This is a genomic window from Amycolatopsis sp. VS8301801F10 (assembly GCF_046195355.1).
Classification (GTDB): domain Bacteria; phylum Actinomycetota; class Actinomycetes; order Mycobacteriales; family Pseudonocardiaceae; genus Amycolatopsis.
Window position 1 is genome coordinate 4,035,056 of the sequence record NZ_CP176065.1, and the last position, 17,832, is coordinate 4,052,887.

A 17,832-nucleotide genomic window follows, 5' to 3' on the forward strand; every position below is an offset into this window, starting at 1 on the left:
TTTCCGGTCAATCCTCCTGGTCCGGGGTTCGGGCCAGGAGGATTTTCCGGCTGTTCCGGCCGGTTTCGCGGAAGCCGTGCCGCACGTAAAACGCGTGCGCTCGGGGGTTGACGGCGAGGACTTCGAGCGTCAGCGGCTGTCCCCGCTCCGCCGCGACCCCGCTCAGCCAGCGGAGCAGCCGGCCGCCGATCCCTCGGCTCTGGTAGCGCGGATCGAGTTCGATCCGGCCGAGGAAGACCTCCGTCGGCCGGTGCTCGACGACGAGCACGCCCGCGTCCGCTCCGTCGACCGTGATCACCTGCCAGCGGCTCGGAGCAAAAACGCGATCGTGGTAGCCGCGCTGGGTTTCGTCGTCCCAGCCCCAGACCGCGGCGACATACTCGCCTAACGCGGCCCGGTGCACCTGGAAACAGAAATCGCTGTCCTCGGCCGTCGCGGGGCGCAGGTCGATCTCGCTCGGCATGTGCGCCTCCGATGCTCGGGGACCTCAGGGTAGCGCGGCCACCGGTCGGTTCGCGCACTCTCGGCAGGGGCCGCGACAGGAGCGCGTCGACCCGCTCCACGACGACGATCGCTGAGGTGCCGAGCCATCACGGGCGTCCGCCACAGGCGTTGCGTCCACAGTGCACTCCAGCTCGTCATGGCCTCATCAGCCGGGAGATGAGCGGTGTCGAGCCCAGTCCGTGCAGGGCCACGCTGCCGAGCACGCAGATCACCGTCAGCGTCAGCACGAGGTCGTTCTCCTCGCCGGTCAGGCCGTTGATCGCCAGCAGTCCGAAGACGATCGACGTCGTGCCTCGCGGGCCCAGCGCGCCGACGAGGAAGCGGTCCCGCAGCGGCATCCGGGTCCGCGCCAGCGACACCAGCACCGGGACGATCCGCAGGACCGTCAGCGCGAGCAGGGAGAACACGATCGGCTGCCACGGCACGCCGAAGGACACCACGACCACCGCGGCGGCGCCGACGACGAACCACATCGTCATCGTCAGGATTCCGGTGACTTCTTCGAGCAGGCGCAGGTCCTCGGACGGCCGGGCGAAGTGCTCGCGGGCGGAGCTGTCCGCGGTGCGGAGGTGCCGCGCGGCGAAGGCGCGGTAGACGTAGCGGAACGCGATCCCGCAGACGAAACAGGCGACGAATCCGTTGCCGTCGATGGCGACGGTGGCCGCGTAGGTCAGCAGGGGAGTGGTGAGGACGGCAATGCGCCGCCCCTGTCCGGAAGTCCAGCCGGAGCGGACGGCGAGGAACAGCAGGAAACCGATCACCGAGCCGACGACCGCGCCGGCGACGATGGCTTTGCTCGCGAACGGCAAGGCGGTCGCGAGGGCCTTTCCCGCGGTGTTCGCCGTGTTGTCGCTGCGCGCCAGAATGAGCGCGAAGAGGAACAACGGCGAGACCAAGCCGTCGTTGTAGCCGCTTTCGACGTTCAGCACGCTGCGTACTTGCGGCGTCAGGGTTTTGTCCCGCACCACGCGTTCGGCGGCGGCGAAATCGCTCGGGATGACAATGCACGCGACGATCAGCAGCAGCGGCCACGACAGTTCCGGGAAGAACGCCCAGCCGACCAGCATGGCCAGCCCGAGGCTCAGCGGCAGCGCGAGGAACAGCACTCGGGCGACCAGGCTGGGCGCGTGTCCCCACAGCCGTCCGCCGCGGACTTCGGTGGCGTCGACGAAAAGCAGCATCGCGAGAATGAGTTCGGCGACGTGCTGGGCGAGTTCGGTGTCGAAGAGGTCGAGCAGTTTTTCCGGATTAGCGAACAACGCGGTCGCGACCCCGCACAGCACCATCAGCACCGGCGCGGCGATGTTCCACCGGTCGAGCTGTTTGGCCGCGAGCGCGCGCAGCAGGACCGCGGTCGAGAGGACCAGCAGTGCGGGAATCATCGTTCGTCCGGCTCCACGGCTTTCGATTGCGCCCAGCCGTCTTCGGCCGCTGACGCTCCACAGTGTACCGGCGCAGGCGCGGCGGTTCCGGGATTTCGGGTGCAGGTCACGTCCACCCGGAATCGGTCGGTGGTTGGACGATTCCGCGGGCCGGCCGCCCTAGCGTCGGGAACGCGGGTGTTCCGGCCCGCCTGACTCCGGAAGAAGGCCGTGATGACTGACGCTCTCGTGATGGGCGGGATCCTGCTCGCCCTCGTTCTTTTCACCCAGGTGGGCCGCCGCCGGCACAACCTGGTCATGGGGATCATGCCGTTCGTTTCGTGCACCGTCATCGGCGTCCTGTACTTCACCGGCGGGATCTCGCTCACCGGGCCGAACCTGGCGGCCGGCCTGGTCGGCGCTGTGGTCGGGGCGGTCGCCGGGGCCGGGCTGATCGCCACCACCCGGGTCGAGCGCGATCCGGTCACCGGGCGAGTGCGGACCTGGGCGGGCTGGCCGTACCTGCTGATCTGGCTCGCCGTGCTGGTCGGGCGCCTGATCTTCGTGTGGGCGGTGGAGAATGTGCGTTCGTTCGCGGTGAAGGTCGGCGACTTCCTGGTCAGCGCGCATCTGGACGAGGACGGGGTGGGGCTGTTCTTCGTGCTGATGGCGCTGGCCATGGTCGCGGTGCGGGCCGGCGGGGTGCTGTGGCGGTCCCGGCGGCTCGAGGCTGTCCGCGACGGGCAGCCGGTGCGGGCCTGACTACGCTGAGCAGCGGAGAAGCCCACGGGGAGGGAATGCGATGACTCGGCTGCCGCTGGTCCTGATGCGGCTGCTCACGCCGGTCGCCTTCGTCGCGATTCTCGTCACCGCGCGGCCCCCGGCGGCGTGGGAGTGGGTGCCGCTGACCGCGTCCGCGGCGAGCGGCCTGGCGTTCGGGGTGCTGGACCTGCGCTGGCCGCGGGCGGCGGGCGTGCTGCTGTCGCTCGCCGCGCTGTTCGGCACGGTCGTCACGGTGGCGGACCAAAGTCTCACCGGACCGTCGTTGATATGTCTGTCCTTGCTCGTGTTGTCCTCGCTGGCGGCGATCCCTCCGGCGGAGATCATCACGGTGGCTGCGGTCGTGGGGGTCGCAGCCGCCGTCGGCGGGTTCCTCGCCGGGCAGCCGGGCGGGCTCGTGGCGGGGAACGTGCTCGCGGTGGCCGTCGTGGTGCTGCTCGGGCTCAACCGGCGGCAGTACCGGGTGCAGGCGCGGCAGGCCCGGGAGCTGCTGGACCAGACGCGGCTGACCCAGGAGGCCGTGGCCAGGGGCGCGACCCTGGAGGAACGCGCCCGGCTGGCCCGGGAGGTGCACGACATCCAGGCCCATTCCCTCTCGGCGCTGTCGCTGCACCTGCAGGCCGCGGCGCGAATGGTGGCCGAGTTGCCGGCGCCGGACGAAAAACTCGCCGCGTGCGTGCGGAAGGCTGGGCAGCTGGCGCAGGAGGGGCTGATCGAAACGCGGCGGGCCGTGCACGCCTTGCGCGGCGATCCGATGGCGCTGCCGGAGTTGTTCGGTTCGCTGCCGGACAACGCGTCGGTCCAGGTGACCGGCGAACCCCGGGAGCTTCCCGCGGACGTCACCCTGCTGCTGTACCGCACTGTCCAAGAAGGACTTTCCAATGCCCGCAAGCACGCGGCGGGTGCACCGGTGTCGGTCGAACTGTCCTATTTAGACAATGAGGTGACGATGACGGTCGTGAACCGGACCGGTTCCGGCAGCGGGCTGCCCGGCGCCGGGTACGGGTTGACCGGCCTGCGCGAGCGCGCGGAACTGGTCGGCGGCGAGGTGGCCGCGGGCCCGGACGGCGCGGGCTGGCGGCTGTCGGTGAGGATCCCGGCATGACGATCGTGCGCGTGCTCGTGGCCGAGGACCAGCCCGCGGTGCGGGAAGGCCTGGTGCTGCTGGTCGGGTTGCTGCCGGACATCGAGGTCGTCGGGCAGGCGGGCGACGGCGTCGCCGCGGTCGAGGAAACCCTGCGGCTGCAGCCCGACGTCGTGCTGATGGACCTGGACCTGCCGCGCTGCGACGGCGCGACCGCGACGCGGCGGATCGTCGCGGACCTGCCGGGCACGCGGGTCGTCGTGCTCACCACGTACGCGGACAGCGCGTCGATCGTGCGCGCGCTGGACGCGGGCGCGGTCGGCTACGTGACCAAAGCGGCGAACGGCGACGAGATCGGCCGCGCGATTCACGCGGCGGCGGCCGGGCAGACCGTGATGGACCTGGCGGTGCAGCGGACGTTGCTGGCCGCGGCGAGGCGTCCGGCCGCACCGCCGGAGGACGGGCTGACGGCGCGGGAGATCGACGTGCTGAAGCTGGTCGCGGCGGGCCGGGGGAACCGCGAGATCGCGCGGGAACTGCAGGTCAGCGAGGCGACGGTGAAGACGCATGTGAACCGGATCTTCGCGAAGACCGGCTGCGGGACCCGGGCGCAGGCAGTGCGTTACGCGCATCAGCACGGGTACGCCGACTGAGCCCGGGCTCGCTCGGACCGCAAGCGCCCGGAATCGGCCTACCGCCCCGAAGCCTCCCGCACATACCGCGAAAGCGTCGCCGCGCCAACGCGTTCGACCGACACGCATTCCAGGTGCGCGGGACGGGTGCCGTCCGGGAACAGGCGGGTGCCGGTGCCCAGGACGGTGGGGAAGGTCAGCAGCCGGTACTCGTCGATCAGGTCCGCCGCCAGCAGCGTGTGCACGACGCTCAGGCTTCCGGTGACGACGACGTCGCGTTCTTCCCGTTTCACCGCGTCGACCAGGTCTCCGTCGAGGACCGAGGAGTTCTGCCACGCGCTGGTGTCGGCGAGGGTGCTGGTGGCGACCAGTTTGGGCACGGCGTTCATCCGCTGCGAGAACGGGTCGTCGCGGTGCGGCCACAGCCCCGAGAACAGCTGCCAGGTCTTGCGGCCGAGCAGCAGGACCCCGTCGTCCAGCGTGCTGCCGAGGCGGAATTTGTCGCCCGCGACGGACTCCGGGCCGTGCCGGAACGCCCAGCCGCCGCTGGGGGCGCTGCCCGGGTCGGACGCGAAGCCGTCGAGAGTGGTGAACGCGATGACGAGGACGCTCATGGCGGAAATCCCTTCAGTCGGTGGTCGCCAGTACTTACCGGCGGCCCCGGCTGAACTCATCGGTCCCGGCTAAGAAATCTTCGGCGGCAGGTCGAACGCCTGGAAAACGCGCGGATCGGCGAACACGACGTTGTGCGAAACCCGCCCGCCGGCCACGGTGAAGACCTGCAGGGTGTGCAGCTGCCGGTCGGGCGCATACGCGGCCAGTGCGGGCTGGCCGTTGGCGGTCAGGCGGCGGACGGTCCAGCCGGCCCCGCGCATCTCGAACACCCGGTGCATGAACCGGCCGTAGTCCTCGCGGCCGCGGAACCAGAGCGGGACCGGCGGCATTTCCAGGATCGCGTCGTCGGCGAGGAGTCGGACGAGCGCGTCGACGTCGGCGGCCTCGAAGGCGCGTGCGTACCGGTCGATCACCGCCTGGGTTTCCGCGTCGGCCGGTTCGGCGATCTCGTCCATCCCGCCCGCGTCGGCGAGCGCGGCGCGGGCTCGCTGCAGCGCGCTGTTGACCGCCGGGACGGTCGTCTCCAGCTGGGCGGCGACCTCGGCCGCGCTGAACTCGAGCACCGACCGGAGCACCACGACCGCCCGTTGCCGCGCCGGGAGGACCTGGGTCGCGGCGATCCACGCCAGCCGCAGTCCGGCGCGGGTGTCGGCCTCGCAGCGCGCGTCGGGAAACGGCTGCAGCCAAGGGATGTCCGTCGCCGGCTGCAGCGGTGCGTTCGGATCGTCGCTGGGCGCGCCGAGCCCGGACGGCAGCGGACGCCTGGCCCGGCCTTCCAAAGCGGTCAGGCAGACGTTGGTGGCGATCCGGTACAGCCAGGTCCGGACCGAGGCGCGGGCCGGGTCGTAGCGGTCGCGGGCTTTCCACGCGCGCAGCAGCGTTTCCTGCACGAGGTCCTCGGCCTCGTGGCAGGAGCCGGCCATCCGGTAGCAGTAGGCGGTCAGTTCGCCGCGGTGCGGTTCGAAGTCCACGGGGTCATCTTCCGGCACGGGCGACGCTGAGGAAACGGTCCACGACCGGGTTGTTCTCGTGGTCGGTGCGCGAGATCGCCGAGACGGTTGAGAACGCGCCGGGATCGGTGAGGGCGAGGTAGCGCAGTCCGGGCAAGTGCAAGGCGCGCAAGGCATTCGGCACGATCGCGATGCCGGTGTCGGCCGCGACGAGGCCGAGCATGGTCGGGAATTGGACGGCTTCCTGCACCACGCGCATCCGGAATCCGGCGCGCAGGCACAGCGTCTCGATGTGGTCGTGCAGCCGGGAGACGCGCGTGCGCGGGAAGGCGAGGAACGGCTCGTCGGCCAGCTCCGCCATTTCGACGGTTTCCTTGTCCGCCAACGGATGCGTTTCGGACACAGCAACGATCAGCCGTTCGCGGCCGAGCGGGTGCACGGTCAGCCCGGGAGCTTCGCCGACCTCGCGCGCGATGCCGACGTCGAGCTGGCCGTCGCCGAGCGCGGCGATTTGCGCGTCGGTAGTCGATTCGGTCAGTTCGAATCGGACATCCGGCCATTGCCGGCGCATTTCGAGGACCGTGGCGGGCACGATTTCGAGTGCGGCCGAGCTGACGAACCCGATCCGCAGCAAGCCGAGTTCGCCGCGCGCGGCGTGGGCGACCGCGGTCAGCGCGTGCTGGGTGTCCGCGAGCACGCGGCGGCCCTCGGCCAGCAGCACGCGGCCCGGTTCGGTCAGCTCGACGCTGCGGGTCGTCCGCAGGAGCAGCCGCACGGACAGCTCCTTCTCCAGTTTCGCGATCTGCTGGCTGAGCGCGGGCTGGGCGAGGTGCAGCCGTTCGGCGGCGCGGCGGAAGCTGCGTTCCTCGGCGACCGCGACGAAGTAGCGAAGCTGGCGGAGTTCCACACCGGTGATAATGGATCCTTATCAGTGTGTAGGCAATAGATACTTCACTCTGTGTTCCGCGCGACTTAGCGTCAGAGACGACAAGCACCGTCGCGAATGTCGAGGAGCACCCGTGGATCACGCATTGTCGTTGCAGCACTTCGTAGCGGGACGGTGGGTTCCCGGCGACGGACCGGTCGCGCAGAGTGTCGATCCGGCGGATCCCGCGCAGATCGTGGCCGAGTACCGGCAGGCCGGTCCGGAGCTGCTCGACGAGGCGGTGCGCGCGGCGGTGGCGGCGCAGCCGGAGTGGGATCGGCAGGGCACCATCGCCCGCGGTCTCGTGCTGCGCCGGGCCGCGGAACTGCTCGCCCAGCGTGCCGAATCGGTGGCCGCCCTGATGACCCGAGAGCAGGGCAAGACGCTGCCGGAGTCCCGGGGCGAGGTGGCCGCTTCGGTCGAGACGCTGCACTATCACGCGGGCCGCGCGCGCAGTGCCGACGGCGTGCTCTACCCGTCCGGCAACCCGGACGAGGTGGTGCGGACCGTGCGCCGTCCGCTGGGGGTCGTCGGCGTGATCACGCCCTGGAACTTCCCAGTGCAGATCCCGGCGTGGAAGCTCGCGCCCGCGTTGCTGTGGGGCAACTCGGTGGTGTGGAAGCCGGCCAGCGACACGGTGGCGCTGGCGGTCGCGTTCGCGGAGATCCTGATCGAGGCCGGGGTTCCGGACGGCGTGCTCAACCTGCTGCTCGCGCCCGGTTCGCTGGGTGCGGAGCTGGTGGAACGGCCGGAGCTGTCCGGCGTCACCTTCACCGGGTCGGTGCCGGTCGGCCGGGCGATCCAGGCCGCGGTCGTGCCGCGCGGGGCGAAGGTGCAGCTCGAACTCGGCGGGCACAGCGCGGCGATCGTCCTTCCCGACGCCGACCCGGCCCAGGCGGCCGCGGCGCTGGTCACCGCTTCGATGAGCGGGACCGGGCAGAAGTGCACCGCGGCGCGCCGGATCATCGCCGTCGGGGACGCCTACGACCGGCTGGTCGCCGAGCTGTCCGCGCGGGTCAAGGGGCTGGTCGTGGGGCCGGGGACGACGCCGGGAGTCGAGATCGGGCCGTTGGTGTCCGCCCGGGCGGCGGAAGAGGTCGAGGGCGCGATCCAGCAGGCGGTCGACGAGGGCGCGACGGTGCTGGCCCGCGCGGATTGCCCGGAGGGCGGCGCGTTCGTCGCGCCGACGCTGCTGGCCGGAACGCCCGAACTCACGATCAGTCAGGAGGAAGTGTTCGGCCCGGTCGCCACCGTGCTGCGCGCCGCCGACCTGGACGAGGCGATCCGGCTCGCGAACGGCACCCGGTTCGGGCTCACCGCGGCGGTGTTCACCGACGACGAGCGTGCGGTGCGGCGGTGCCTGCGCGACTTGGACGCGGGCATCGTGAAGGTCAACGCGCCGAACACCGGATCCGAGGTGCACGCCCCGTTCGGCGGTCTCAAGGACTCCTCGTTCCCGGCGCCGCGCGAGCAGAACGGCGAATCCGCCGCGGAGTTCTTCACCTGGACCAAAACCGCGTACCTGCGGACGTCCGCGCCCCGGGAACACTCGTGACCCGGCCCGCGGACACGGCGCTCGCCCCGGCGGAACTGGGCGCCGCCCGCTACACCCGGCACAGCTTCGCGCGGTCGTTCCTCCGCCAGGCGGCTCGGGAACGCTGGGCAGTGTCCAAGGCTCGGTGGGAGTTCGACGACCTCGGGCACGGCGAAGCGGTCTACCGGATCGACGCCGGCGGCACGCTGCTGCACTTCGCGGTGTTTTCCACGGTATTGCAGGAAAACGAGCGCACTGACCGCGTGATCGCGAAACGCTGGGATGTCACGGCTGCCCTGGTGGAAGGTCCAGTTCCGGACACTCGGATGGCAGAGCTGCGTCGTGAAGTGCCACGGCAGGAAGCTGGTCGGGCCAACGCCGCGACCCTGGTGTGGACTCGAGCCAACCGGAGCGAGCGGTTCTTCGCTTACGTGGTATCTCAACTGGCGAAGGGTGCTCAGCCGGACATCGCCACGATGGGCGACGCCTGCTACGTCCTGCGCAGCACCGCCTTCTACAGCAACGGAAAGTTCGGGCTCGCCGACTTCGACCGGCTCGCCGAAATACCGCCGCTGCGGGTGCCGTACCGTGCGCAGATGCTGGCGGCGTGGCTGCTGCGCGAGTTCAGCTACGACCTGGTCGAGCATTGCGCCGCCCGCCGAAACCCCACCGCGGCAACGCTTTCCGGCGATTGGCGGCGGTACCTCGGCCTCGGCAACGCGACCGGACTCGGCATGGTCCCGTTCGTGGTGAACCATCCGCACATCCTCGACGCGTGGTGCTCGGCGCGAGAACTTCCGCTGGCCCGGGCCCTCGACACCGAGGCGGACGCCAGTTCGGTCCAGCGCGCGAGCGAACTCCTCGACCGCGCCCGCCGGTACTTCCGCGAACGCGACACCCTGGTGACCGCGCCGTACCTGACCGGCCCCGAACTGGCCGAACGGCTCGCCGGAATCGCTGCGCTGCTCAGCGAATTCCCCACCGGCGGCTTCCGGTGGCGGGACCTCGACGACCGAGCCGCGGAGTTCGGCGCCGAGGCCCGGGCTGTGCTGCACACCGTCCTCGTCGAGCTGGACGACTCGCTCGACGCGGAGATCGAACACCTGCTGACCTGCGACCAGCGGCGGCGAGTCGAAATCGGCCAGACCTGCGGACAGCTGCGCGACCTGCTGGCCGGCCAGTACGACTGGACCCGGCAATTCGACTTCGCCGATCCGAAGGAACAAGCGAGGTTCTGGTTCTCCGCCGAGGACAACGAGGAGCCCCGGCGCGGTCGGCGCGGCCAGGACCGCGGCGAATCGATGGAGCACCCGATCGACATCGCCCGCGCCGTGCACGCGCTCCGGCACGACCTGGCCGCTGCCGGCGCCGGCCGTTCGGTCGCGGAGTTTCTGCTGGAATTCCCGTGGCACCGCGGAATTGTCGCGCGCGTGCAGTCCGTCGCCGGACTCCGCTACGGCGAGGTCCGCGCGAACCTGCTCGCCGACGATTTCCTTCCGCTGCACCTGCAGCGATTCCAGCTCGCCCTCTACGGCATGGAGAACTACAGCCCGCAGTCCACCGACTGGTTGCGCGTCACGCTGTTCTCCGGCGCTCCCCGGGCGCGCGACGTCGAGTCCGGAGTGGACGACGACTGGCTCTTCACCCGCAAGCCCGGAAAGGAGTCCTGAGTGGACCCCCTGGAGCACGGCGACCTCACTGTCGTCGACGGACTGCAGATCAACAACTGGGACCGCAAGGTCCTGGAGGAACTGAAAGCCGGCGGCGTCACCGGCGTCAACGCGACCTGCGCGGTGTGGGAAGGCCCGCAGGAAACGCTGCGCGCGGTCGCGGACTGGTACGAACTCGCGCGGGACAACGCCGATCTGGCCGTCCTCGCCGAAAACGCCGACGACATCCGGAAAGCGAAGAGCGACGGCAGGCTCGCCGTGCTGCTCGGCTTCCAGAACACCTCGCCGTTCGGCGACGACTACCGGATGGTCGAGGTATTCCACCGGCTCGGCGTCCGGATCGCGCAGCTGACCTACAACATCCAGAACCTCGTCGGCGGCGCCTGCTACGACGAACACGATTCCGGGCTCACCGCGTACGGCCGGTTCATCGTCGCGGAAATGAACCGCGTCGGGATGCTGGTCGACCTGTCGCACGTCGGCAACCGCACGAGCCGCGACGCGATCGACGCCTCGGCCGGGCCGGTCGCGATCACGCACGCGAACCCCTCGTCGTTCGCGGATTCGCCGCGCAACAAGCCGGACGACGTGATCGAGGCCCTCGCCGCGCGCGGCGGAGTTCTCGGCTGTTGCTTGTACCCCAACGTGATCGGCGGCGAAAAGACGACCCGGCGGCAGTTCTGCGAAATGGTCGCGGGACTGGTCGAGAAGATCGGGCCGGACCACGTCGCGCTCGGCAGCGACTGCACGCGCAACTGGTCGCAGGACTACGTCGCGTGGCTGCGCAACGGCCGGTGGCGGCCCGCGTCCGCGGTGCCGGTGGAACCGCAATGGCCGGTGTGGCCCAGCTGGTTCGGCGGACCGGCCGATTTCCCCGCTCTCACCGAAGGGTTGCTGGAAGTGGGCCTGGAGGAAACGGTGGTGGCGCAGGTGCTGGGCGGCAACTGGCTCCGGTTGTTCGACACGGTGTTTCCCGGAGCCGGGCAATGACCGCGGCGAAGGCCGAGCGCGTTTCGCCGGCTGAAACGGTGCGGACCCGGGTGTCCGTGCGGGAGATTCACGAGGTCTCGCTGCGGGCGTTGCGAGCCTCGGGGCTCAGCAGCGGCGAAGCAGAGTACCTGGCCGAGATCATCGCGTCCGCCGAGGTCCACGAGGGCATCGGGCTCGACGCCTTGGCTGCCGAGACCGCGCGGATCCCGGCCGGACGGATCGGTCTCCGGTTGGAGCGTTGCGGTGGGTACGCCGTGGCGCACGATCCCGCTGCTCGCGGTCCGTTGCAGGCGTTCGTCCCGGCGTGCGAAACGGCAGCCGTGGTGGGCACGTTGGTCGTGCCCGGAATGGCCAGCGCTGCGGTGCTGGACTGGGCGGCGTTGGACATCGCCGAACGGGCTGGCCGGATACTGTCCCTTTCGGACGGTGGAGAGCGGACGGTGGTCACACCGGACGGAGATTTGCTCCGGCTTTCGGCTGAGGCTGAACCACGCCCGCCGGTCGCGGGTTTGGTCATCGAGCCGTTGCCCGAGGTTCCGGACGGACCAGTGATTTCCACTGCGGCGGAACGGAAGAAGCGGTATCGCGAGGCGGTCTCCCACGGCGTGTCCGTGGAGACTCCACTGTGGACTCTCGCGTATTCGATCGCGCGCGGGTTCCTGATTCCGGACCACCGGGAGGGCCGATGACCGAGCGCGAGCTGGTGGCGCATCCGCACGGACCTCGCCCCTACGCCGGCGCCGCGGTGCACGGCGGCGTGATCTGGGCGTGCGGGCAGGTTCCGGCACGGCGGGACGGCAGCGTCCCGGAAGAAATCGACGAGCAGGTACGGGTCGCCCTCGACAACCTCGAGGACACCCTGCGGGCCGCGGGAGGGAGCCTGCGCACCCTGCTCAAACTGACGGTGTTCCTCGCCGACCTCGGCGAGTTCGACGCCTACCACCAGGCTTACCTCGACCGTTTCGCCGGCATCGACCTGCCGCCGCGGACCACGGTCCAGGTCGCCGGATTCCGGGGGACGAAACGCATCGAGATCGACGCCGTGGCGGCGGTCGGCAGCGAGGAGACCAACCGACATGAAGACTGACCGCGCACCGGACAACGCTGTCCGGGCGACCCTGGATTCGGCCCGGCTCAACGGGTTCCACCGCAAGCTCGCGCTGTACTCGTCCGGCGGGCCGTTCCTGGACGGCTACATCCTCAGCATCATCGGCATCGCGCTGGTGCAGATCGGCCCGCAGTGGCGGATGGACTCGCTGTGGTCCGGCCTGATCGGCGCGTCCGCGCTGGTCGGCGTGTTCATCGGGGGAGCGGTGTTCGGCCCGCTCACCGACCGCATCGGCCGGAAACTGATGTACACGATCGACCTGATCGCCATCATCGTGTGCTCGGTGCTGCAGTTCTTCGTCGCCGACGCGGCGCAGTTGTTCGTGCTGCGGCTGCTGATCGGCATCGCGGTGGGCGCCGACTATCCCATCGCGACCGCGCTGGTCACCGAATTCGCGCCGAAGGCGTGGCGGGCCCGGCTGGTCGGCGGGCTGAACGCGATGTGGTTCGTCGGCGCGACGGTGGCCGCGTTCGTCGGGTTCTTCCTGCTGAACGTGGACCAGGGCTGGAAGTGGATGCTGCTGTCGTCGGCGGTGCCCGCGCTGCTGATCGTCGTCGCCCGCACCAGCATTCCGGAATCGCCGCGCTGGCTGCACAGCAAGGGCCGCGACGCCGAAGCCTTGGAAGTGCTGCGCGCGACGATCGGCGAGCACGCGACGCTCGACGATCTTCCCGAAGCCGAAACGAAAACCCCGATGTCCGCGTTGTGGCGCGGCGGATATCTCAAGCGGGTCGTGTTCATCTCGATTTTCTGGACGTGCACGGTCGTGCCGCTGTTCGCGATCTACGCGTTCGGCCCGCAAATCCTCGAACTGTTCAACCTCGGCGGCGGCAACCTGTCGCACCTGGGCTACGGGCTGATCAATTTCTTCTTCTTCGTCGGCAATATCGCCGCCCTGCTGCTGGTGGACCGCCTCGGCCGTCGTCCGGTGCTGATCTGGGGCTTCGCCATCTCCGCGGCCGGGCTCTTCTACCTCGGCCTGCAACCGGGAGCCGCGCTGTGGCTGATCACGCTCGCCTTCGCGGTGTACGCCGTGTTCAACGGCGGACCGTCCATTTTGGAGTGGATCTACCCGAACGAACTGTTCCCGACCGAGGTCCGCGCGTCGGCGGTGGGCCTGTGCACCGGAATCAGCCGAATCGGGGCGGCTGTAGGTACCTTCGCGACGCCGTGGTCGCTCACGAATCTCGGGTTGTCGGCGACGATGTACATCGCGGCCGGGATTGCCGCGCTGGGTGCGGTGGTGAGTGTGTTCATGGCTCCGGAGACGAAGAACGTCGATCTGCACGTGGCTTCTTCGCTGAGCTGAAGCCCGGGCCCGGCGCATCCACTGCGCCGGGCCCGTTCTGGTTCAGTTCTTGTTAGTGCCCGGGGTGAGCACCTTGTCGATCACGAAAACGGTCGCGTTCTTGGTCGGGATGTTCCCGCACAGAATCTTCGCGCCGTTCACCGTCAGGTTCTCGCCGGAACCTTCGATCTTCAGCGGCCCGCCCGCGGTGTTGAGCGACGTGACGGTACCGGCTTGTTCGAGGCTCTTGGCGTCGTAGCGCTTGCCCACGACGTGGTATTGCAGGATCGGCGCGAGCTGGTTCGGGTTGGCCGCCAGTTCCTTGAATTTCGCCTCGCCGAGGGCGTTGAACGCCGGGTCGGCCGGGGCGAAGACGGTGATGGCCTGCTGGCTGTTGAGCGTGTCGACCAGGTTGGTGGCCTTGACCGCCGCGACCAGCTTCGTGAGCAGCGGGTTCGTCGAGGCCGCGGACGCGACCGGCTGCGGGCCCATCGAGTCGAGCGAACCCGGCGCGCTGCCCTGCGGCAGCTGGGAACAGGCGGGGCCGAAGACCTGGTCGTTGGTGGTGACGCCGGAGCTGCTGCTGGACATCGGCGCGGACATCGGGGTCGAGGACGGCATCGCCGACGGGCTGGTGCCGTTCGAGGCGTTGTCGCCGGTGCTGCCGCACGCGGTGAGGGCGAGGGCGGCAGCGGCGCCGATACCGGCGAGGCGAAGGGTCTTCACGGGAGTCTCCGTTCACAGTGGACTGTTCAGCAGGGATTCGGCGCCGGGCCGGCGTCGGATTGGTCAGGAAGCGAGAAAAGTCGTGGAATGCCATCCGGTCGCGCCGTCGGGTACGGTGCCAGCGCGTTCTTCCGTTTGGGTGTAGCCGGATTTGTCGGTGGCGCGCACGAAAACCTGGTGCGTGCCGGGCTTCACCGAGATCTGGGTCCACCACATCCGCCAGGTGTTCGGATTCACTTCGGCGGACAGCGTGGTCGGCTGCCAGGACCCGCCGTCCACTTTGATCTCGACGGACGCGATCCCGGTGTGCTGAGCCCAGGCGACGCCCGCGATCCGTACCGTCCCGGCGGCAACGTTCTCGAAGCCCTTGGGCGTGTCGATCCGCGATTCGGTTTTGATCGGCGCCCGCTCGCCCCAGCCGCGGCGGAGCCAGTACGCCTGGCGGGCCTTCCACGTGGTGACCTCGATGTCCACCACCCATTTGACCGCCGAGACGTACCCGTAGAGCCCGGGCGTGACCAGCCGGGCGGGAAAGCCGTGCTCCAGCGGCAGCGGCTCGCGGTTCATCCCGAGCGCGAGCATCGCGCCGCGCGAACGGTCCAGCGCGGCGGCGACCGGGGTGCCGGACGTCCAACCGTCCACACTGGAACAGAACAGCTGCTCCGCGCCCGGCCGCACGCCGGCTTCCGCGAGCAGGTCGGCGAGGTCGACGCCGACGAAGTTCGAAGTAGACACGTAATCGCCGCCGACCTCATTGGACACGCAGGTCATCGTCACCGTGCGCTCGACCAGCGGCCGGTCGCGCAGATCGCGGTAGCGGTACCGGACTTCCCGTTCGACCATCCCGTGGATCCGCAGGCTCCAGTCCTCCGTGCGCACCTGCGGAACCGACAAGGCGGTGTCGACGCGGTAGAAGTTCCGGTTGGGCGTGAGGAACGGCGGAGTCCCGAGCCTGGCGAAATCCGCGTCCGCGGGAATCGGCGAGGCCGAAACCGCGGGCACGAGCGGCCCTGCCGCCTCCCGGGAAGCGGTCGCGTCCCGCGTTCCGCTGATCGCCTGCCCGGCGCCGCCGAGAACTCCGGCCCCGACGACGGTCCCGACGCTGCCGAGCAAGAACGACCGCCGGGAGGAATCCGTCGTCTGCTGTCGCGTCGCTATTCGGTGCAGCAGAAGGAAAACCGCCACCCCGACGAGCAGGCTGGCCAGGGGAGCGAGCACCGCGACCGCGGGCAGGTCCGGCCGCGCGGCCACCGCCACCCCGCCGATCAGTCCAAACGCGACAATGAGCGCGACGCCGGGCCACGGCGCTCGCCGAGACATCAGCCCGGCAGCCGCGGACACGATCAGCAACACCGCCGCCATCCCGCCGAGGAGGACGGCCTTGTCGTAGGTGCCGAAGGTCCGCACCGCGAAGTCCTTCACCGGCAGCGGGGTCAGGTCGATGGCTCCGTTGCCGACCGCGAGGTACGGCGAAGCGTTGACGTTGCCGAACGACGCCGCCAGGTGCCCGGCGGCGAGCGCCGCGACCAGGGCGAGCACGCCGCACAGAGCTGCCGGGAGGATCCGCAGACGGGAGGTCATGGCAGGTATTCGGCGCCGGGCCGGCCGCGGATGGGTGGATGCCGGTCACCCGTCCGGGTAGCCGCGCGGGTCCGGGACACCTTTTTCGCCGCATTTGTGCGATCTCGTGCGCACGCGGCCGTTCTGTCGGCTAAATTCCCGGTCGACTCCGAATGGAGCGGGTGATTCGGGAGAATGGGGACGCCGATGCGGCGACTTGTGAGCATTGCGGCCTGCCTGGGAGTGCTGGCCGCCACCACCGCGTGCGGAGGCGGGTCCGTCCCGACCGGCCTGGCCACCGACCAGGCCGGACCGGCCGGGCAGCCGCCCGCTTCGTCCGCTCAGCCGGAGGCCGTCACCGCCGATCCGCCGCTGGCGTTCGACACCAGCAAGGGCGTTTCGCTGCCCCGCACGGCGCTGCAGGCCAACATGGGCGGCTCTGTGACGTCGAAGTTCATGACGCTGCGCGACCGCACCGGCTACATCATCGCCCCCGAATCGCTGAGCGCCGTCGACGTGCTCACCGGCGGAGAGAAGTGGAACACCAAGATCGAGGGCCCGGCGGCCGACCCGAACGCGCACAAGGGTCCGTTCGTCGAGCAGAGCGGCCCGCGCCCGCCGCTGGTCACCGACAAACTCGCCGTCGGGGCCGTCCCTCTCCGGATGCCCGAGCAGGGCACCACGCCCGGGTACATCGCGCTCGCTGTCCTCGCGGTGAACCCCGAGACCGGGGCCAAGCTCTGGCAGACGAACACCAAGATCGCCGACGACCAGTACGGGATCAGCGGCGACCGTTCGGTCACGCACGTCGTCGCGGTCACCGACAAGGCAGTGGTCGCCAGCTTCACGCAGTCGGAGGGCAACCTCACCGTCGGACTGGACCCGGCGACCGGGAAACAGCTGTGGGAGCGCAAGGACTTCGACGCGGGCAGCGCGAACGGCGACCTCGTCGTCGGCGTTGCCTCGAAGGTGACCCCGGACTCGGCCGAGGTCCAGCCGATCGCCCTCGACGCCGCGACCGGCCAGCAGAAGTGGGCCGGAGCCAAGGCGACCTCGGTGGAACTGCTGCAGGCCGACCCGGCGATGGTCGTGATGAAGTTCAACGAGGCCGGCACCGGACACGCCTTCCTGAAGTTCCTCGACGCGGCGACCGGCGCGGAGAAGTTCTCCGTGGAAGGCACCCGCAACCTCGGCCCCGACTCGTACGGCGACTGCCTGTACGACGAACAGTCGGTGCTCGCCTGTACCGACTCCGGCGTGCTGACCGCGTACGACGCGAAGGCCGGGACGAAACTCTGGAGCCTGCCGGACGCGGCCGCGAACCGCGTCCCGCCGGGCGGCCTGACCGTCGCCTGGCACGGCGCGCTGTACGGCTACACCAACGGGAAGCAGCCGATCGTCCTCGACGCGAAAACCGGCAAGGACCTGTCCACCAGCGTCGGCTTCGTGCCGGACTGGGTCAGCAAGTACGCCGCGGCCGGCGTCGACCAGGACGGTTCGCCCAAGGCCTACCCGGTCAAGAAGTAGTTCGCGCCGGCGCGCCGTCCTCCGCGAGGATCTGCTCGCGGAGGATGTCCGCGTGCCCGCAGTGCTGCGCGAGTTCGCGCAGAACGTGCAGGTAGACGAACCGCAGCGGCAGCGGGCCGCGCCGGTTGCCGGGCAGCAGGTCGGTCAGTTCGAGCGACGCGGTGGCCCGGCGGGCGGCGTCGCACGCTTCGCGGTGCGCGCGCTGGACGGACTCGATGGTGTCGTCGTCGGTGAGGTCGAACGTTTCGTCCGGCGTCTCCGGGATCCCGATTTCGGCGCGCGAACGGCCGGTGACGGCCTCGTCGAACCAGACCTTCTCCACGACGGTCACGTGTTTGACCAGGCCGAGCAGCGTGGTCTTCGACGGCACGAGCGAACGGCGGGCCTGCTCCTCGGTGAGCCCGTCGAGGCAGTGCTGGAGCGCCTCGCGGTGCTCGTTGACGAAGTACTCGAACTGGTCCTTGGCGGAGCTGTTGATCGCTGATTCCATGGGCACGGGACCAGCTTGCCGGATCCCGGCTTCCAGGTGAAGGCGCGGTCGCCCGGGGGAACGACCACCGGGACGGGCGGGCGGCGGG

The 17,832-nt window shown here is 70.0% G+C and carries 18 protein-coding genes; 10 read left to right on the top strand and 8 right to left on the bottom strand.

Annotated elements, in window-relative coordinates:
* Nucleotides 1–7: 7 nt before the first annotated feature.
* Both F9C11_RS19045 and F9C11_RS19050 read right to left on the bottom strand, forming a co-directional pair.
* On the bottom strand, nt 8–463 hold the full coding sequence (locus F9C11_RS19045) for a GNAT family N-acetyltransferase (RefSeq protein ID WP_409186210.1): 456 nt from the start codon (nt 461–463) through the stop codon (nt 8–10).
* Between the two features lie 175 nt (nt 464–638).
* Entirely contained in the window at nt 639–1,886 is a 1,248-nt protein-coding gene (locus F9C11_RS19050) for a cation:proton antiporter (RefSeq protein ID WP_409186211.1), read from the bottom strand.
* Between the two features lie 213 nt (nt 1,887–2,099).
* Here F9C11_RS19050 and F9C11_RS19055 point away from each other — a divergent pair, with 213 nt between their 5' ends.
* From F9C11_RS19055 to F9C11_RS19065, 3 genes are read left to right on the top strand one after another with little or no spacing between them, the layout of a single operon-like run.
* Nucleotides 2,100–2,627, top strand: coding sequence for a DUF1453 domain-containing protein (locus F9C11_RS19055; RefSeq protein ID WP_409186212.1), 528 nt, complete (start codon nt 2,100–2,102; stop codon nt 2,625–2,627).
* Between the two features lie 40 nt (nt 2,628–2,667).
* Nucleotides 2,668–3,750, top strand: a complete 1,083-nt coding sequence (locus tag F9C11_RS19060; protein WP_409186213.1) for a sensor histidine kinase — start codon at nt 2,668–2,670, stop codon at nt 3,748–3,750.
* Nucleotides 3,747–4,382 (top strand): response regulator, encoded by a 636-nt coding sequence (locus tag F9C11_RS19065; protein ID WP_409186214.1) that lies wholly within the window; start codon nt 3,747–3,749, stop codon nt 4,380–4,382. The genes F9C11_RS19060 and F9C11_RS19065 overlap by 4 nt, the downstream gene beginning before the upstream one ends.
* 38 nt (nt 4,383–4,420) lie before the next feature.
* On the opposite strand, the gene F9C11_RS19070 is transcribed toward F9C11_RS19065, so the two are convergent.
* The 3 genes from F9C11_RS19070 to F9C11_RS19080 all read right to left on the bottom strand — a co-directional run bounded on the left by F9C11_RS19070 (nt 4,421) and on the right by F9C11_RS19080 (nt 6,833).
* Nucleotides 4,421–4,975, bottom strand: coding sequence for a dihydrofolate reductase family protein (locus F9C11_RS19070; protein ID WP_409186215.1), 555 nt, complete (start codon nt 4,973–4,975; stop codon nt 4,421–4,423).
* Between the two features lie 69 nt (nt 4,976–5,044).
* Nucleotides 5,045–5,899 carry an RNA polymerase subunit sigma-70 gene (locus F9C11_RS19075; protein ID WP_409186938.1) on the bottom strand — a complete coding sequence of 285 codons (855 nt, stop codon included), beginning with the start codon at nt 5,897–5,899 and terminating at the stop codon, nt 5,045–5,047.
* Nucleotides 5,900–5,951: 52 nt separating this feature from the next.
* Nucleotides 5,952–6,833 carry a LysR family transcriptional regulator gene (locus F9C11_RS19080; RefSeq protein WP_409186216.1) on the bottom strand — a complete coding sequence of 294 codons (882 nt, stop codon included), beginning with the start codon at nt 6,831–6,833 and terminating at the stop codon, nt 5,952–5,954.
* Between the two features lie 112 nt (nt 6,834–6,945).
* On the opposite strand from F9C11_RS19080, the gene F9C11_RS19085 reads away from it, so the two are divergent.
* The 6 genes from F9C11_RS19085 to F9C11_RS19110 are packed head-to-tail and all read left to right on the top strand — an operon-like array spanning nt 6,946 to nt 13,462.
* Nucleotides 6,946–8,406: an aldehyde dehydrogenase family protein gene (locus F9C11_RS19085; protein WP_409186217.1), complete on the top strand. Its 1,461-nt coding sequence runs from the start codon at nt 6,946–6,948 to the stop codon at nt 8,404–8,406.
* Nucleotides 8,403–10,055, top strand: a complete 1,653-nt coding sequence (locus F9C11_RS19090) for a hypothetical protein (protein ID WP_409186218.1) — start codon at nt 8,403–8,405, stop codon at nt 10,053–10,055. Before F9C11_RS19085 ends, F9C11_RS19090 begins: the two co-directional genes overlap by 4 nt.
* Nucleotides 10,056–11,045: a membrane dipeptidase gene (locus F9C11_RS19095; RefSeq protein WP_409186219.1), complete on the top strand. Its 990-nt coding sequence runs from the start codon at nt 10,056–10,058 to the stop codon at nt 11,043–11,045. It abuts the gene before it with no gap.
* Nucleotides 11,042–11,734, top strand: coding sequence for a hypothetical protein (locus F9C11_RS19100; protein ID WP_409186220.1), 693 nt, complete (start codon nt 11,042–11,044; stop codon nt 11,732–11,734). Before F9C11_RS19095 ends, F9C11_RS19100 begins: the two co-directional genes overlap by 4 nt.
* Nucleotides 11,731–12,132 carry a RidA family protein gene (locus F9C11_RS19105; RefSeq protein ID WP_409186221.1) on the top strand — a complete coding sequence of 134 codons (402 nt, stop codon included), beginning with the start codon at nt 11,731–11,733 and terminating at the stop codon, nt 12,130–12,132. Before F9C11_RS19100 ends, F9C11_RS19105 begins: the two co-directional genes overlap by 4 nt.
* A complete protein-coding gene (locus F9C11_RS19110; protein WP_409186222.1) occupies nt 12,122–13,462 on the top strand; it encodes an MFS transporter in 1,341 nt (446 codons plus the stop codon). Before F9C11_RS19105 ends, F9C11_RS19110 begins: the two co-directional genes overlap by 11 nt.
* 42 nt (nt 13,463–13,504) lie before the next feature.
* Here the strand turns inward: F9C11_RS19110 and F9C11_RS19115 are convergent, their stop codons facing one another.
* A complete protein-coding gene (locus F9C11_RS19115) occupies nt 13,505–14,167 on the bottom strand; it encodes a fasciclin domain-containing protein (protein WP_409186223.1) in 663 nt (220 codons plus the stop codon).
* A gap of 63 nt (nt 14,168–14,230) precedes the next feature.
* Nucleotides 14,231–15,748: a molybdopterin-dependent oxidoreductase gene (locus F9C11_RS19120; RefSeq protein ID WP_409186224.1), complete on the bottom strand. Its 1,518-nt coding sequence runs from the start codon at nt 15,746–15,748 to the stop codon at nt 14,231–14,233.
* A 186-nt stretch (nt 15,749–15,934) separates the two neighbouring features.
* Here F9C11_RS19120 and F9C11_RS19125 point away from each other — a divergent pair, with 186 nt between their 5' ends.
* Nucleotides 15,935–17,254 carry a PQQ-binding-like beta-propeller repeat protein gene (locus F9C11_RS19125; RefSeq protein ID WP_409186225.1) on the top strand — a complete coding sequence of 440 codons (1,320 nt, stop codon included), beginning with the start codon at nt 15,935–15,937 and terminating at the stop codon, nt 17,252–17,254.
* Here F9C11_RS19125 and F9C11_RS19130 read toward each other — a convergent pair.
* Nucleotides 17,244–17,744, bottom strand: a complete 501-nt coding sequence (locus F9C11_RS19130; protein WP_409186939.1) for a DinB family protein — start codon at nt 17,742–17,744, stop codon at nt 17,244–17,246. The two genes, F9C11_RS19125 and F9C11_RS19130, sit on opposite strands and share 11 nt — an antisense overlap.
* Between the last annotated feature and the right edge of the window lie 88 nt (nt 17,745–17,832).

Bases quoted from the DNA above. Each gene is read 5' to 3' on its own strand.
- F9C11_RS19050 (WP_409186211.1), bottom strand. From the start codon at position 1,886: ATGATTCCCGCACTGCTGGTCCTCTCGACCGCGGTCCTGCTGCGCGCG.
- F9C11_RS19055 (WP_409186212.1), top strand. From the start codon at position 2,100: ATGACTGACGCTCTCGTGATGGGCGGGATCCTGCTCGCCCTCGTTCTT.
- F9C11_RS19125 (WP_409186225.1), top strand. From the start codon at position 15,935: ATGCGGCGACTTGTGAGCATTGCGGCCTGCCTGGGAGTGCTGGCCGCC.
- F9C11_RS19110 (WP_409186222.1), top strand. From the start codon at position 12,122: ATGAAGACTGACCGCGCACCGGACAACGCTGTCCGGGCGACCCTGGAT.
- F9C11_RS19070 (WP_409186215.1), bottom strand. From the start codon at position 4,975: ATGAGCGTCCTCGTCATCGCGTTCACCACTCTCGACGGCTTCGCGTCC.
- F9C11_RS19065 (WP_409186214.1), top strand. From the start codon at position 3,747: ATGACGATCGTGCGCGTGCTCGTGGCCGAGGACCAGCCCGCGGTGCGG.
- F9C11_RS19045 (WP_409186210.1), bottom strand. From the start codon at position 463: ATGCCGAGCGAGATCGACCTGCGCCCCGCGACGGCCGAGGACAGCGAT.
- F9C11_RS19100 (WP_409186220.1), top strand. From the start codon at position 11,042: ATGACCGCGGCGAAGGCCGAGCGCGTTTCGCCGGCTGAAACGGTGCGG.
- F9C11_RS19105 (WP_409186221.1), top strand. From the start codon at position 11,731: ATGACCGAGCGCGAGCTGGTGGCGCATCCGCACGGACCTCGCCCCTAC.
- F9C11_RS19130 (WP_409186939.1), bottom strand. From the start codon at position 17,744: ATGGAATCAGCGATCAACAGCTCCGCCAAGGACCAGTTCGAGTACTTC.
- F9C11_RS19120 (WP_409186224.1), bottom strand. From the start codon at position 15,748: ATGACCTCCCGTCTGCGGATCCTCCCGGCAGCTCTGTGCGGCGTGCTC.
- F9C11_RS19060 (WP_409186213.1), top strand. From the start codon at position 2,668: ATGACTCGGCTGCCGCTGGTCCTGATGCGGCTGCTCACGCCGGTCGCC.
- F9C11_RS19075 (WP_409186938.1), bottom strand. From the start codon at position 5,899: ATGGCCGGCTCCTGCCACGAGGCCGAGGACCTCGTGCAGGAAACGCTG.